Origin of the sequence: Vagococcus penaei, assembly GCF_001998885.1 — a bacterium.
Classification (GTDB): Bacteria; Bacillota; Bacilli; order Lactobacillales; family Vagococcaceae; genus Vagococcus; species Vagococcus penaei.
In genome coordinates this window covers 761,420-777,826 of record NZ_CP019609.1, presented here as the reverse complement: position 1 = coordinate 777,826, position 16,407 = coordinate 761,420, and the positions used below count along the sequence as shown (strand labels likewise).

At 34.3% G+C, this 16,407-nt stretch carries 15 protein-coding genes; 10 read left to right on the top strand and 5 right to left on the bottom strand.

The genetic code is table 11. The features are described 5' to 3' along the window. The first annotated feature begins 15 nt into the window (after positions 1-15). From BW732_RS03645 to BW732_RS03620, 6 genes are all read left to right on the top strand, one after another. Entirely contained in the window at positions 16-402 is a 387-nt protein-coding gene (locus BW732_RS03645; RefSeq protein ID WP_077275516.1) for a hypothetical protein, read from the top strand. Beyond that, positions 374-1,111, top strand: coding sequence for a WxL domain-containing protein (locus tag BW732_RS03640; protein ID WP_077275515.1), 738 nt, complete (start codon positions 374-376; stop codon positions 1,109-1,111). The genes BW732_RS03645 and BW732_RS03640 overlap by 29 nt, the downstream gene beginning before the upstream one ends. A 21-nt stretch (positions 1,112-1,132) precedes the next feature. Continuing rightward, entirely contained in the window at positions 1,133-1,912 is a 780-nt protein-coding gene (locus BW732_RS03635; RefSeq protein ID WP_077275514.1) for a WxL domain-containing protein, read from the top strand. 13 nt (positions 1,913-1,925) lie between these two features. Further along, positions 1,926-2,693: a WxL domain-containing protein gene (locus tag BW732_RS03630; RefSeq protein ID WP_077275513.1), complete on the top strand. Its 768-nt coding sequence runs from the start codon at positions 1,926-1,928 to the stop codon at positions 2,691-2,693. Positions 2,694-2,781: 88 nt separating this feature from the next. Then, positions 2,782-3,933: a WxLIP family cell surface protein gene (locus BW732_RS03625; RefSeq protein WP_077275512.1), complete on the top strand. Its 1,152-nt coding sequence runs from the start codon at positions 2,782-2,784 to the stop codon at positions 3,931-3,933. After that, positions 3,930-4,733 carry a class A sortase gene (locus tag BW732_RS03620; protein WP_077275511.1) on the top strand — a complete coding sequence of 268 codons (804 nt, stop codon included), beginning with the start codon at positions 3,930-3,932 and terminating at the stop codon, positions 4,731-4,733. Before BW732_RS03625 ends, BW732_RS03620 begins: the two co-directional genes overlap by 4 nt. A 240-nt stretch (positions 4,734-4,973) precedes the next feature. On the opposite strand, the gene BW732_RS03615 is transcribed toward BW732_RS03620, so the two are convergent. Beyond that, a protein-coding gene (locus tag BW732_RS03615; protein WP_126844577.1) for an IS3 family transposase occupies positions 4,974-6,139 on the bottom strand; the annotation gives its coding sequence in 2 pieces (ribosomal slippage) (positions 4,974-5,860 and positions 5,860-6,139; 1,167 coding nt in all). 207 nt (positions 6,140-6,346) lie between these two features. Here BW732_RS03615 and BW732_RS03610 point away from each other — a divergent pair. After that, on the top strand, positions 6,347-7,123 hold the full coding sequence (locus tag BW732_RS03610; protein WP_077275510.1) for an ABC transporter ATP-binding protein: 777 nt from the start codon (positions 6,347-6,349) through the stop codon (positions 7,121-7,123). Continuing rightward, positions 7,116-8,696, top strand: a complete 1,581-nt coding sequence (locus BW732_RS03605) for a hypothetical protein (protein ID WP_077275509.1) — start codon at positions 7,116-7,118, stop codon at positions 8,694-8,696. Before BW732_RS03610 ends, BW732_RS03605 begins: the two co-directional genes overlap by 8 nt. 49 nt (positions 8,697-8,745) lie before the next feature. Here the strand turns inward: BW732_RS03605 and BW732_RS03600 are convergent, their stop codons facing one another. Both BW732_RS03600 and BW732_RS03595 read right to left on the bottom strand, forming a co-directional pair. After that, positions 8,746-9,699 (bottom strand): alpha/beta fold hydrolase, encoded by a 954-nt coding sequence (locus BW732_RS03600; protein WP_077275508.1) that lies wholly within the window; start codon positions 9,697-9,699, stop codon positions 8,746-8,748. A gap of 184 nt (positions 9,700-9,883) precedes the next feature. Further along, complete coding sequence (locus tag BW732_RS03595) at positions 9,884-10,882, bottom strand: zinc-dependent alcohol dehydrogenase family protein (protein ID WP_077275507.1); 999 nt, start codon at positions 10,880-10,882, stop codon at positions 9,884-9,886. A 288-nt stretch (positions 10,883-11,170) separates the two neighbouring features. Here BW732_RS03595 and BW732_RS03590 point away from each other — a divergent pair, with 288 nt between their 5' ends. After that, positions 11,171-12,079 (top strand): BspA family leucine-rich repeat surface protein, encoded by a 909-nt coding sequence (locus tag BW732_RS03590; protein ID WP_161485507.1) that lies wholly within the window; start codon positions 11,171-11,173, stop codon positions 12,077-12,079. 68 nt (positions 12,080-12,147) lie between these two features. Then, positions 12,148-13,788: a serine hydrolase gene (locus tag BW732_RS03585; protein ID WP_077275505.1), complete on the top strand. Its 1,641-nt coding sequence runs from the start codon at positions 12,148-12,150 to the stop codon at positions 13,786-13,788. Between the two features lie 75 nt (positions 13,789-13,863). On the opposite strand, the gene BW732_RS03580 is transcribed toward BW732_RS03585, so the two are convergent. Both BW732_RS03580 and BW732_RS03575 read right to left on the bottom strand, forming a co-directional pair. Next, positions 13,864-14,847 (bottom strand): LacI family DNA-binding transcriptional regulator, encoded by a 984-nt coding sequence (locus tag BW732_RS03580; protein ID WP_077275504.1) that lies wholly within the window; start codon positions 14,845-14,847, stop codon positions 13,864-13,866. 9 nt (positions 14,848-14,856) lie between these two features. Beyond that, positions 14,857-16,341 carry a sucrose-6-phosphate hydrolase gene (locus BW732_RS03575; protein ID WP_077275503.1) on the bottom strand — a complete coding sequence of 495 codons (1,485 nt, stop codon included), beginning with the start codon at positions 16,339-16,341 and terminating at the stop codon, positions 14,857-14,859. Positions 16,342-16,407 lie beyond the last annotated feature (66 nt).

Sequence of the window (16,407 nt, the reverse complement as noted above, 5' to 3'; positions counted from 1 at the left end):
AGGAGGGTGTTAGTATTGAAATATGGTCTTAGTATTATTGGATTAATAGTTGGATTAATAGTCTATCCACTGGTTACCAATGCTGAAACAGATGCTAAGTATTCGACAAATGGTCAAGCTGCTTTTTATGGGACATATGAACCTCCAGAAGAACCTGATGATTCAAACTTAATTGTTTCGCCAGGAGTTATATCTAGGCCAACGGATACTCAGATATCTTCGATAGGTAAACAGCAAACAAATAGTACAGGTGCTGGTATATTACCTGCAACGGGTAGCTATAATGAGGTACCGATTCAAATCTTTGGCAGTTTATTACTTATTAGCAGTTCTTTTATAGTGACTAACTATCTACAAAAGAGGAGAGATAATTATGAAAAAATACACAATTTTTATAAGTAGTATGGCTTTGGCTAGCTCTTTATTAGTAGTGTCGACAACTCAAGCAGCAGATTATACGTCGCAGGGATCTATTACATTTGAAGAAGATTCATCCATTACAAATCCAGTTGATCCTTTAGATCCTGACAAACCTGTTACACCAATAGATCCAGTAAACCCAGATGGACCTAAACCTGGAACACCAGGGCCTTTATCAATTGACTATGCATCAAGTTTTCAGTTTGGAACACAAAAAATTACAACGGTAGACAAAGATTATTATGCTCATTTGCAGTCTTATACTAAACAGGGAGAGTCAGATGCCAAAACAGGACCTAATTATATTCAGATAACGGATAAACGGGGTACTCAAGAAGGTTGGTTATTATCTGTTAAGCAAGAAGCTCAATTTTCTACTTCTGATAAAGAAGAATTAGAAGGTGCACAATTAAGTTTTAATCATGCCTCAGCAATATCTTCAGTCGATGCGAAGTATGCCCCGACGGTTAACAATGGTGCAACTGAAAAAGTCTTAGTTCCTAATCAGTCCATGCCTTTATTAACTGCTGAAGAAGGCAAAGGAATGGGAACGTGGGTTTATCGTTTAGGAGATGAAACAACAGCTAACCAAGGAGTAAAACTAAGTATTCCAGGTAAATCAATTAAGTTAGCAAAAAAATATGAAACAACGTTAACATGGACATTAGCTAACACGCCAGAAAATTCATAAATCAATTAGGGGGAAATAAAAATGAAAAAATTCGTTATTGCAAGTTTAGGAATGGGATTATTATTAACTAGTCAAGGAGTGGTTCATGCGGCTGACGGAGGAGATTATGAAACAAAAGGGACAGTTAAATTTATACCAAGTACTGAACCAACAAATCCAGTTGATCCGACAAATCCAGATCCTGATAAACCTGTGAGTCCATTGAATCCAGATGGTAGTAAACCAGAACCTGGAACAAAAGGTCCGTTATCAATTGATTATGCGTCAAGTTTTGATTTTGGTCTAAATAAAATTTCAAATAAAACAGAAACTTATTATGCACGAGCTCAGGTTTATGGAGATGAGTCATTGGTGACACCTAACTATGTCCAAATATCAGATAATCGAGGAAGCAACGCCGGTTGGAAATTAACGGTGAAACAAAATGGTCAGTTTACTAATGAAGCGACGTTAAATAAAGAATTAACGGGATCCGTTATTAAATTAACCAATCCTACGGTAAAAACCAATGCTCAAGGAATTACAGCACCAGTTACGACATCGATTATTAATCTAGACCCTGCTGGAGCTGAGTCAGTCGTTATGTCAGCAGTAAAAGATACGGGTGCTGGTACATGGGTAAACTCTTGGGGAACAGTTGAACAAATCACCGAAAAAAATGATAAAAATGAAGATGTTACAGCTAATGTTACAAAAGATATTGCACTAACTTTACCTGGTAGCACGCCAAAAGATGCTGTATCATATGCAACAACGTTAACATGGACATTAACAGATGTTCCTACAAATGAAGATGAATAAGGGGGAAGCAATGATGAAAAAAAATAAAGTGATTTTATCTAGTTTATTAATGAGTAGCCTGATTTTAACAACAACGACAGTACTAGCTGCTGATGGTGGCGAGTATACAACAAATGGTGCTGTGACATTTATTACTAATACAGATCCAACGAAACCAGTTGATCCATTAAATCCTGAAAATCCGGCTAAGCCAACAGATCCTACGAATCCTGACGGACCAAATCCAGGAACAGCAGGTCCATTATCAATTGATTTTGCTTCTAGTTTACAATTTGGAGAGCAAAAAATTACCTCAGTGACAGAAACTTACTATGCTGACACACAAAAATATCAAACAGGCGCTAATTTAGATCAAAGTACAGAGGGACCTAATTACGTTCAAATAACGGATAATAGAGGAACGGAAGCGGGTTGGATTTTAAAAGTAAAACAAAATAATCAATTTAAAACTGCGAAAGATCAATTATTAACGGGTGCTAAGATTACGTTAATGAATGGTAATATTGTTACAAATTCTGCTTCAGCTAAACCAACAGGAACGGAGAAAATTAATTTAGATCCTAACGGTGCAGAATCAATTGTCATGAATGCTGCGTCAGGACAAGGTGCCGGAACATATTTAATGGACTGGGGTACAGATGTTGCTTCTGCGGCTAAAAGTATTTCATTAGAAGTGCCAGGTTCCACAACAAAATATGCTTCTGAATATACAACGACCTTTACATGGACTTTATCAGAAGTACCAGATAACGGTGAAGATGGCAATGGTGGTGAGGGATAATTATAAACGGTGCTCTGTAGCGTAATATAAGGAACAAGAATAGGGGAAATTAACTATTCTTTTTCTTATTTATAAGGAGAATAAATTTATGAATAGTAGAAAGAATTTTTATCGTATTTTTTTGATGATTGGATTTATCGTTTTCATGTTTAAAGGAACAACTAGTTATGCCTCTGAATTTAATTTTGCGGTGCATCCTGTTATTCCAACGAATCAAGTGGATAAAAATAAAACTTATTTTGACTTAAAAATGGATCCGGGTCAAAAACAAACGGTTGATGTCCAATTAAAAAATGATACAGACAAAGAAATTATTGTTGAAGCAACAATTGATAGTGCAACAACTAATTTAAATGGCGTAGTAGAATATGGCCAAAATCAAATAAAACCGGATGATTCTTTAAAATACAATATTGCTGATTATGCAAAAATAACTAAAGACATAAAAATTCCTGCAAAAGATGTTATCAAAGTACCTGTGGAATTAACTATGCCAACAGACAAATATGATGGGGTAATGGCTGGTGGTATTACATTTAAAGAAAAGAAAACTGATGATAGTCCCCAATCAAAAGACAAAGGGTTAGCGATTAAGAACGAGTATTCATATGTTATTGCCTTGTTAATGAGACAGAATGAGAATACTGTGGAACCCGATTTGAAATTATTAAATGCGTCTGCGGGTCAAGTTAATGCGCGTAATGTCATCAATGTTCAACTTCAAAATCCAGTGGCACGATATATCAATCAATTAAAATTAACTGGTGAAATCATTAAAAAAGGTGATGACAAAGTTAAATATATAATTGATGCTGAATCACTACAAATGGCTCCAAACTCTAGTTTTAATTATCCTGTGTCACTTGATGGGAAAAGGCTAGAGCCAGGTGATTATCAACTGAAACTGACAGCTTATGGCAACAAATCGGCAGATGGGAAAAATAAAGTAGCGAATGCTAAAGGGGAAGAGTTAAAGTTTTTAAATAAGTGGGACTTTGAAAAAGAATTCTCAATTAGTGGAGAAGTTGCTAAAAAATATAATGAAAAAGATGTCTCTATTGAAGAAACGAATCATACGCCAATTTACTGGATAATCGGCTTATTATTGCTTATCATTGCTCTTCTATTATTATTTTTACTTTGGAAAAAGAAAAAGAAAAAAGAGCAAGAAATGGCGAAGAAGAAAAGTAAAAAGAAAAAAAGTAAAAAGAAGAAAAAAAATAAAGTAGAAAAAAAATGAAAAAGAAAGCATATGGTAAAGTTTCTTATTCAGCTATTATGTCAGAAATTGGTATTGATTTAATCATTACTATCGGTTTGATTTTTCTATTTTTTCCAGTAGTGAAAGATGCACTTATTGGCCAAAAAATTTACCAAAGTCAGATTGTTAAGATATCGACTAAATTACCGGATACCATTCCTAAAGAAGAAAAAATAACTGCTCTGTCTGTGACTGATATTTGGCGTTATAGAAATAATAATCAGTTGAATGCTTACGGAAGTATTTCTATTCCATCTCTAAAATGGCAACAACCTATTTTTGTTGGTATGACCAATGAAAATTTATTTTATGGTGGTGTGGCAATGTATCCTCAGCGCACGTTAAATCAAGGAAACTTTGTCGTTTTTGGTCATCATTTAGGTATGCAAGAATTATTATTTGGTTCCATTTTGGAGGCTAAACAGGGTCAAAAAGTGATTGTTTCTTTTTTAGAACAAAGTCAAGTTTATCGGATTGTTGATATTAGAGTGATTGATGAAACAGATCTATCAGTTGTTTCCCAAACTGATAACAATCAATTAACCATTTTTACTTGTCCAACGCCTCAAGTAACCTCTCAAAGATATGTTATCGTGGCAAAACCTGAAAAAGAAAGTAAGCAAAAATTGCAACCACAAGTAGCAAAAATCAATCAAGAGATTAGTCAAAAGGCAACAGTAGATAGTCAGAAAATTAGGCAACCTTTTTATTATCTAATTGGCTTAATCGTACTAAGTATCTTAATCATCAGAATTTTCTTTGCTAAGGTTGTCTATTAAAAAATACTTGAGATACTATTACCTAAAAGTTAACTTAAAAACTTAACTTTTAGGTAATAGTTTTTATTTAGTTATTTTATCAGTTATTTGACCTAGTTCAACCGTTTTAATGGTCTGGAATGGCAACACTTTTTTTGACAAATATTATAAGGTGTCAAAACATTGGTACTGTTATCCGATTACCCTTGACCATGAGCCTCTCAAACTGTGACTCTTTCGCGGTGTGTTGACTTATAAAAATCAACCCGCTATCTCACACGTATCACAGTTTGACTCATCCTCAAGGGAAGCTATCGCTAATCTCTGAGCTCTGATACTAAGCGGAGTGACATAATTCAATGCTCCGTGTATTCTGAAATGATTCCACCAATGAACATAGTCATAAAGAGCCACAGATAATTCTTTTAGTGTCTCAAACTGATTGGGATAAACGAACTCTGCTTTAAAGGATTTATAAGTTGACTCGGCGACGGCATTATCCCAGGGATTTCCTTTTCTACTCAACGATCGCTTGATATTAAATGTATTTAGTATGGTATCAATCACTTGGTTATCAAATTCTTTTCCTCTATCAGTATGAAACAACTGAATGTTTGTTAAGGCGTACGGAATCGTATAAAATGCCTGTTTAACTAATTCGGCATCTTTTGATGCCCCACAACTAAATCCAATGATTTCTCGATTAAATAAATCAAGAATTAAACAGACATAGTGCCAACGATTGCCAACCTTGACATAAGTTAAATCGGCGACAACTTTTTCTAATGGCATAACGGAGTTAAAATGACGTTTTAATTGATTGGTTATTTTAGACTCATTCACATTAGAAGATACCACCTTAAAATAAGCTTTCGTATACACAGAAACGAGGTTTCTGTGTCGCATAATCCTTCTAATTTTTCTTCTACTGAGAATGATGCCTTCTAAACTAAGTGCTTTTTTTATTTTACGAGCGCCATAAGCTTTTTTATTTTGGCGAAAAATCATTTCCACAATTTCTTCTAGTTCACTTTCTAGTAATGGCTTCTTTTCCTGATAATAGTAAGTTTGTCTTGATATTTTAAGGACTCGGCACATCGCTGATATAGAATATTTATGTTTGTTGGCTTTAATTACTTGCCTTTTCGTCCGAATATCAGCGCCGCTTGCTTTAAAATATCATTTTCCATTTCAAGCATTTTAAGTTCTTTTCTGAGTTTGATTAATTCCTTTTGTTCAGGTGTTAAATTATCTTTTTCTTTGAATGAACCTGTGGTTGTTCCTTGTTTTACCCACCTATCAAAAGTTGAAGGAGTTAACTCATAGTCACGAATAATATCTATTCTAGGTTTTCCTGATTGGTAAAGATCTACCATTTGTTGTTTAAATTCTTTGGTAAAAGTTCTTCTTGGTTTACGTTCTAACATGACATTTCCTCCAGTGTGTTTTCTTATTCTCATCACACCTTATTTTTTCTGTCTAGTCAAGTGTAGCCTATCCAGTCCTATTTCTTTTTATATAATACAAGTTATCTAATATTAGTTTTTATTTTACTTAAAACAAGGTACAATTTAATTATAGTCTTTTGTAATGTTGCATTAAGATTATTTAAAAGGAATATAGGGGGAAAATGAATGATTGAAGTTAAGAAATTAACCAAGATGTATGGTAGCAAAACAGCACTGGATAAATTGGATTTAACCATCCAGTCGGGAGCTGTTTATGGTTTATTAGGTCACAATGGAGCAGGAAAGTCGACTTTAATTAAGATGCTTGTTAGTATTTTAAATCCAACTTCAGGTACAATTGTGATTGATGGCAAGCCACTTGATACTAATCGTCAAGAGTTGAAGCAACAAATTGGTTACGTTCCAGATTCGCCTGATTTGTTTTTACAGTTAAGTGCTCATGAATATTGGTCGCTGATGGCAGCAGCCTATAATATTCCTAAGGAACTATTTCAACAAAGACTAGCAGAATTAGTTGACCGTTTTTCAATGGGAGGACACCAAACAGAAACAATTGCTAGTTTTTCTCACGGTATGAGGCAAAAAACAATGATTATTGGTGCGTTACTATCGGATCCGGACATTTGGATTTTAGATGAACCACTGCAAGGATTAGATCCTCAAGCAGCGTTTGATTTGAAAGAGATGATAACTTTACATGCGAAAAAAGGTAAAACTGTTATTTTCTCAACACATGTTCTGGATAGTGCGGAGCAACTTTGCGATAGTCTAGCTATTTTAAAGCAAGGCAATCTATTATATGATGGGTCAGTAAGTGATTTATTAGCTACTCACCCAAATCAATCACTTGAAACAATCTATTTGTCTTTAACTGGTCGTCAAGCAACGGATAACCCAACAGAACAAGCAGTATCCGAGCCCGAGGTGATTGAACATGATTAATCCGCAATTAAAATCCTTGATTGAGGTCAATTTATTATTTGCAAATCCTCAAGTAACCGATAAAGCTAGAAAAAAGGGGAAAAGTGGTAAAAAGTTAACACAGTCGATTTTATTGCAATATTTAATGTCGGGTTTGATTTTTTGTGTAGTTTATGGGGTTATGATGTTTACAGTTGATTTTTCTAAATCAATCGGTCTATTTACTATATATATGGCACTTTTTAGTATTTTAGGTATCTCACAAGCTGTTACAACAATTTTAAATATTTTTTTCGAAAGTCATGATTTGCCGGCTTATTTACCGTTACCATTCAAACAAAGTACGATTTTTTTAGCTAAAATTAGTGTCGTTGTTCTAACAGTGGTCCCGTTTGTTTTACCTATTCTAGTTTTATTTGTTCTTACAGGAATTCAGTCACATACAGGCATTATTTTATCGATTATATTAGGGCTAGTCCTATTTTGTTTGTTTTTGATTTTATTATTTGGTTTAGCGAGTATTATTGTCTTCGGTTTAGCGAAAACACCACTTTATCGTAAGCATAAAAAATTAGTTACGACAGGTTTATTATTTGTGACGATGATTGGTGTTGTGATTGGTGTTCTTTTGTTAAATCAGAATAATAGTACTGCCATGGCGGATTCTAGTCGAACACCGATTGGTTTATTTGTCCCTTGGCATCGCTTAATGGCTGATTTTGTTAATTTGGCTAGTATGGGATATTTCCTAGCTATTATAGGTAGTATCTTACTTATTATTCTAGTCATTCGACAATGGATTTTACCTAAGTTTTATGAACAATTAATTAATATTTCAGCTGATGAAGGCCAGATTAAACGTAAAATTAAGCAGCATCAAAATATAGGTGGTCTATTAGTATCATATAACGTCCAACTATTAAAGGATCCAAATTTGCTCTTGCAAGTTTTTTCTAGTTCGTTATTGATTCCAATCATTATGTTGTTTAGTTTTGGATTGAATGGCGGAATCAATTTACATGAGCTAGATAGTCATTTTGCGACATTATCGTTAGTTGTGGGTGTTATTGTTAGTTTCTTAGTTACTAATCCTGTATCCATTGTGTCGCTTATTATTTCGTTAGATAAAGAAAATTTTACTTACACACTAGCGACACCCTTAGATAAGAAATACTATTTAAAAATAAAATTCTATGTAGGTCTTGGCGTCCAATTACTGCTGACAACGCTATTGAGTGTCATAGTGATTGTATTGTTGAAAACGCCTTGGTTATTTGGTTTAGCCTTTTTAATTGGAGGCTTTATCGGTAATTATATATTTGGCTCATTTTACTTTTGGCGAGATTATCGACTATTTAATAGTCATTGGACTAACATCACACAGTTATTTTCTAGAGGGTCTGGGACATTTGGTTTGATTTTACTTCCATTTTTAGGAATAATTGTAGGTGGCTTGTTACTTTTTGGTTCATGGTTCATTGTAACGGTGTTACCAGGTATACTGGGACACGCTATTATTATCGGTAGTTTGTTGATTGCATTATGTTCCGTTCATATTTACTATTATCAAAAATATTGGAAAAAACAAGTATAGTAAAAAGCGAGATATCTGATGTTATATTAGATATCTCGCTTTTTAATTGTTAGTTAATAACGTATTTGGACGTTAACCATTCATTAATCACGTCAGCTGTTTTTTTGGGTTGGGACAAGTGGGGTGTGTGATCCGCATCATCGATTATTGTTAGAGGAATGTTCTCTTTTTTTAAGCGGTAGTCTTCTTTATATGTATCATTTGCACCAAAAATACTATAAGTGTTTTCTTGTATTTCAGCTAAGCTAGTTGAAAAATCAATGTTTTCTTGATAATTAGCATATAGCATAAAACTTCGACTGGTTCCTTTGATTTTGGCCATAGACTTGCGATTATTGATGTCATTTTGAGACGGTTTAAAGCCTTTTTTATCAAAATTTGATGCGTCATATAAAAAATCAGCGACTGGACCAGCTCCCATTGCAAGAAATGTCGCACCACTTCCAAGGCCAAATGGTAATTTTGCTAATGTGGCAAACCCACCACCACCTTGATTCTCATAGAGAGGGCTAATAGGAATCAAGGTATCGATCTTTTGGGGATATTTAGCTGTATAGGCAGTTGCCATTGTTGCACCATATGAGGCACCGAGTAAAATAGCTGGTTGCTGTTCATTATTTGTTTGCTTAATAACTTCATCAATAATAGCTAGTCGATAAGCAATAGTCGGTTTCGTGTTAACTGGCAAACGTTCCGATAATCCCATTCCTGGCCAATCAAAGGCAATATAGTGAAAATTCGGGTTTAAATAAGGAGTAAGGCGTTGCCACTCATTCATTCCAGCAGCATTAAAACCATGTAGTAGATAGACGGTTGGATAAGAGCTATTTTGATTTCCAAATGATTTATATCGAATGCTTAAGTTGTTAGCTGAAAGGTAAGTTTCATCGCTATGCTTAAAAAATGGTTTGTTTTCAGTTGTTAGTTTTAGAATAGTTACGCCACTGATGATTAGTATTACTAGACTAACGATAATTAAGGCTAATTTTGTTAATTTTTTCATGTCAATTTACCACTTTCTATATTAGAAAACTAATCAGTCAAATCTGATTAAACTAAATTCAGTATACCCGATGGTTTAGATAAGGCTAAATTGTTTGTTTGTGATAATGTCTGTTGAACTATAAAGTGAGTAATAAAAAACCACGCGTATACTTTTGGTCTAGTATAGGCATGGTTATGTTGAATTATTGAATATCAATTACTGCTTTACTAATATCAATATTCGAGAAATTAGCTAGGATGTTTTCGACATCTTCTAGGGCAATATGATCAGAAACTAGGACATCTAAATCAATTTGTTTATTGTCGTAATGTTTCATCGCATCACGCATTGTAAATGGGTTAATAAATGAGCCACTAATTGTCAACTCTTTACTATAAATATCAAAGGCCGGAACTTCAATTGTTTCATCAGGTGCGGGAACACCAAAGAGTAAAACATATGCGCCTTTTCTAGCTGCTCGGATAGCTGCTTCACTGGTTACTTTTTTACCAACACATTCAATGACAATATCATAATTATTCTCATGACCGTCAACTGATTGAATGGCATTAGTGGCACCTTGGTCAAGAAGTGCAGCATGTCTTTCCGCCTTGCGTTCAAGTATATCAACACGATTAGGATTTTTGAGTATTAGTGTTGATAAGAACAAACGACCAATAAAGCCAGCCCCAATAATTAAAATATTGGTATCTGAATGAATCGGTGGTAATAAATTAGCACCATGTAATACACAACCTAAAGGTTCAATAAGTGCCCCTTCCAAGTCAGTGACATGTTCCCCTAGTTTAATACAATTTTTTTCAGGTACCGCACAGAATTCTGCCATTCCACCATCTCGTGTCACACCAATTGCTTCAAGATGCTCGCACAATTGGAACCGTCCATTTTGACAATACTGGCATTTACCACAATAAATATTAGGGTCGATTCCGACACGATCACCAACTTTTAGAAGCGATACATTATCTCCGACTTCAACAATTTCACCAGAAAATTCGTGACCTAAAATAAGTGGTGGATCTGATTGTGCTGAACCAGGCTGTCCATGGAAAATGTGAACATCAGTCCCACAAATACCGCAATGCTTAACTTTGACCAAGACTTCGTCAGGGTTTATGTTCGGTTTTGTTACATCTTTAACAACCATTCTTTCTTTATCTGTTAATACAAGAGCTTTCATCTAAAAACCTCCTAATAATTAGTTACATGTCTAGTATATAACTATATCAACTAAAAATTAAATAATATCCATTAATATAATTTTAATTTAATTTATTAAACTTTAAATAATAATTGGTTTTATAAATAAATTTGATGTAACTTAGAGAATTAATAGTTAATTATATGGATAAAAAATCATATCTAATTTCTAAAAAAACATTGAGCTGTCTTGGTTTATTTGCTATATTTGACAGATAAGATAGTTTATAAAAGGAGTTTTTATAATGGGAAAAGGAAAAAAATGTTGATGACCGGACTATTATTGAGTACTATCTTGATTGTACAGCCGGTTCATTCAGTCTTAGCTGTTACCAGGTCAACTCAAGCATCTCTTGAAATTGATAAAAATCAGACAACAGCTAATGAAGTTAAGGGTCTAGAGCAACAATCAGTTCCACAAAGTGAGAATCACAACCAAGAAGAGAATTTATCAACTGATTCTGAGCTGACAACAGTTAATGAAGTTAGTGAGATAATTAATGAGAATGTTGAAAAACAGATGGAATCGACACTAATAAAGGGAAAATGGGGAACAGCTAGTACTATTTTTGATACTGTGACACAGGTGTTAACAATTGAGAATGGTCAATTGTCATCCACTGATATATCTTTAGGAGTTGATACTTTAAAAGTTAAACAAATTATTTTCGGTGAAAATGTAAGCGCTACTGAAGATAGTTCTGAGCTGTTTGTGGAATTTGAACAATTGGAACAAATGACTGGACAATTATTGACACAGAATGTGGTGACTATGTCTAAAATGTTTAAAGGATTGGCAAAATTAACTAAATTAGATGTCTCAAAGTGGGAAACTAGTTCGGTAGAAGATATGTCAGAAATGTTTGCTGGTGTGAATCAACTTCGTGAATTAGATTTAAGTGGTTGGAATATGACTAAAGTTCATACGACTAAAAATATGTTTACTGGAACGTTAAGCTTAGCTAAACTAACACTTGGAAAAGAGGTTATTTTTCCTAATATTGATGCCTCTAGTGACAATAATCAAAAAACCGATGAACAATTACATCAAGGAAGATGGACGAGAATTAATCCAACTTTACCAGAAGTTACATATGAAAATGGGTTAGACTTATTAACTAAATACGATGGACAAAATCCAGGTATTTATGTTTCAAACCCACCAAAAAAAACCTAGTTAAAAAAAATACACCTGAAAAAAAAGTAGCAAGTCAAGAAGGCGCTTATATTCCAGATGGTCGTTATGTGACGATTAAAAAAGCTAATTATACTATATGGGCAAGTTTTAGTTGGGCTGAAAAAAGTCATAGCCGTAACTATTTAAATCAAACGCTTCAAGCCAGAGGACGCTATGAACATAAAAATGGTTCGACTTATTTATCTTTATATAATACATCAGGAGCATGGATTGGGTATATTAATGCTAGTGGGACCGAGAAAGTAAATGGTCCACAAGGTAATTACATATCAGACGGTCGGTACGTAACACTAAAAGGTGGTGAATATAAACTTTGGAATAACTTTAACTGGCAACCACGGTCGAATAGTAATCAATATCTTAATCAAACATTTCAAGCTCGAGGACGTTATCAGCATTTTAATGGAGGAACTTATTTATCTTTATACAACAATCAAGGAAATTGGATGGGATACATCAATATAAATGGAACGTCAATTGCAAATGGGGCACAGGGTGCGTACATTAATGACGGACGTTATGTGACCATGACCCAAAATAATTATAGTTTATGGTCGAGCTTTTCTTGGTCCAAAAAAGCTGTGAGTAGTCGCTATCTAAATCAGACTTTACAAGCCAAAGGAAGATATGAGCATTTTAATGGCGCAACGTATTATTCATTATATAATAATCAAGATGAATGGTTAGGTTATATCAATGCTAATGCCATGACGGTTGCTGACGGACGTCAAGGTATTTATCAACACTACGGCAAAAAAGTAACTTTAATAAAGAGAAATTATTCTATGTGGTCTAGTTTTTCGTGGAATGAACGTCATAAGACATCAGCTTTTGTTAATCAATCATTTATTGCTCGAGGTAAGTATAATCATTTTAATGGTGGAACATATTTAAGTTTGTATGATAGTCAAGGGAAATGGTATGGTTATTTAAATCAATCTGCTGTATCTTTAGACGCTGAAAAGATGGATCGAGTACAAGGTTTACTCAATGCAAAGTATCATTCACCTAACTATGGTATTTATGTGACTAGTTTAGCTGATGGATCGAGTGCATCTGCTAATGGAAGCAAAAATTTTGTGGCTGCAAGTACTGGTAAATTACCAGCAATGTATTACACTCAGAAAATGATTAATGAGAAAAAAGTTGATCCGCATAAAAAACGACTTTATACCGATGCGATTAATCAAATGAATGGTTATTCGTATCAACGAGGTGGCGCTGGTATTTTACAAGGAAAACCACTAGGTAGTTATTATTCTCTTGATACAATGTTAAATTGGACTGCAAAATATTCTGATAATCAAGGTGCTAATTTCTTGGGTTATTACGGTACTAATAAATATGATGCTACTATGCGACGAGAGATATCGGCAATTATCGGTCGAACTTGGCATTCGCCATTTCAAATTACCGCAAAGGAAAATGCTATGCTCATTCGTGCTATGTATTATCAAGGTGGACAAGTTATGGGCTATATGCAAAATACAGTTTACGATAATCAACGAATTCCAAGGGATTTGCCAGTTAAAGTAGCGCATAAAATTGGGGATGTAGGTAGTTATCGTCACGATGTAGCTGTTATTTATACTGAAACACCTTATGTGCTATCAGTTATGACCCAAAATTATACATCGTATGATACTATTTCAAAATTATCCAATGAAATTTATGAGATTATGAAGTAAGTCATGTAGTAAACAATTTGAAAATCGTAATAAAAGCGCCCAGTTGATTGTCAGTCAACTAGGCGCTTTTTAGTATCACGATGTCCGTCCCTGAATTAGTTTGACAGGCAGAGTGTAGTTTCGTTCAAGTGTAATATCGGGATTATCAATTCGTTGAACTAGAAGATCAACTAATAAGTCTGCAAAATCACTAATGGGTTGAGCAATAGTAGATAATTGTGGGAAATAATTTTGAATTAATTTTGTCCCATCATAACCAATCAGACGTAAGTCATTTGGGAGAGACCGGTTTAATTCTTCACAGATATTGTAAACCAAAATAGCGGTTAAATCATCAGTACAAAAAATACTATCGATATTTTCATTTTGAAGAATTCGCTTAATATCAAGTGTTTTTAAGGCAGTTGAGCGAGCTTTTGTATGAAAATGAAAGATATTTGGTGTCAAATTATGTTCTTCTATAAAGTGTAAATAACCTTTTAAACGGTCGTTAGTTGGTGAATCTGATTCTTGTGACCCCGTTAGAATTGCAATATTACGACCACCACGAAGGTAAAGGTTTTCGGTTGCTAAGTATCCGCCTCTAAAATTATCACTACCAATGATAGGGATACTGTCCGCTAAAAAACGATCGAATGACACAATTGGCAAGTCGATTGTTTCGTATTCTTTAATTCCCAAATTATGTGCACCGGCAATAATTCCGTCAACTTTATTAGCCGCTAGCATCTTAAGGTATTGCCGTTCTTTTTCTTTATTATTAGCACTATCACATAAAATAGTTTTATAGCCTAAATCAAATAATTTTGCTTCGATTTTTTCGACTAGTTCTCCATAAAAGGGATTAGCAATCGTTGGAAAAATTACCCCAATTAAAAAGGTTTTTTTTCCTTGAAGTGAGCGAGCTAAAGAATTGGGTTGATAGTTTAGCTCACTCATGGCTGCTTGAACTTTATCAATGGTTTTTTGACTGAGCGAGCCGTAATTATTAATCACGCGTGAGACAGTTGTTGGTGAAACGCCAGCCTTTTTAGCGACATCAGTTAATTTTATTGCCATAATAACTCCTTATTTCATCGAACGTAATGTCCAGATATTTCCCGAAAAATGCCCATCTTGTCCTGTTAAGAGAATGTCACTGTTAGTTTCATTTGGAAATACGCGTGTTGTAGCGACTTGTTTTCCGTCATTAATAAAAATCTCAACAACAGAAACATCAACAAAAATTTGTAAGTTTAACGAACCCTTATCAATCGTGAAGTCACGTTGATAACCGTAGTCCTCAGCAAATGACAGTCCGGCATTTTTTCGATTTACTGACATTGTACCATTTTGAGTATCAAAATGGAGCATCAGTCCCGAATTTTTATCCGTCGCAAAGAGGGTTAAACAACCAGTTGTAGCCTTGTCGATTGTTAGTTTTAGTTCATAATGGTGTTCCATATTTTTAGCAAGGGTAGCAACTTGTGCAGATAATGTGCCTTCAATTGTTCGTTTCGTTTCGCGTAACTCTTTCATTTCTACGACTGGTCTTTGAATCAGCTGATTCTGTTCAATAGTCAATTCTTTCACAGTACTCAATAAATGTGCCCAACCGTCCTTATCAGATGGATAAGAAATCTCAGGTAAACCAATCCAACTGCTTGCTAAGACACGTCCGTCGGGTGCGTTAAAAGCTTGAGTCGCATACACATCAAATCCCTCATCTAAGTTTTTCAATTGACTCGGATTTGTTAAGCTATTGTTTGTAGGATTGAAGTTATCACCAATCACATAGGTATTAGGATAAATATTTTGATAGTCCAGTTTGTCATGACTAATTCCTTGTGGACAAAATAGGAGTACTACTTGATTATTTGTAAAGACTAGATTAGGGCATTCAATCATGAAACCCATATCTTCTTTAGTAAATTTCAGCTCACCCAATAAGTTCCAATTGTGTAAATCGTCTGATTGATAGGTTAAGATTTTTCCTTTTAATTGTTGATCCTGTGCGCCTAATAATAGAAAATAATGATTATTATATGAAAAAACTTGTGGATCACGGAAATGTTCTGTGTAATCATTAGATGGCAATATTAGCGGTTGGTCAAGTTTTTCAATTTGATTATTTTGATCCATCAAGGCTCCTAGTTGAAAGGATTGACGGTTCCAATTAGCATCACGGACATTACCTGTATAAGCTAAAAATAATTTGTCGTTATAAGGTAAAGCTGAGCCTGAATAAACCCCATGACTATCAAATTTACTATCCGGTATTAAGGCTAAACCAATATCTTTCCAGTCGACTAGATTAGTTGATGTCAAGTGATACCATGATTTTAAGCCATGAACAGGTCCCATAGGATAAGCCTGATAAAAAAGATGCCATTTTCCATCATAAAAAGAAAATCCATTTGGGTCATTTAGTAATCCTGACGGTGGCTGAATGTGAAAGGTTGTTCGCCATTTTGATTGGTTAACAGTATCAAGTAAGTGTTTAACATAATCAGATTCCCATTTATGATAAGGTAAATAACGTTGTTCAGTGGTCCATTGATCAATTAGATTCATAAGATAATCTCCTTTAGGTAAGCGTGTTCTTGACTATATCATAAGTAATTGTTATTGAAATGTCAA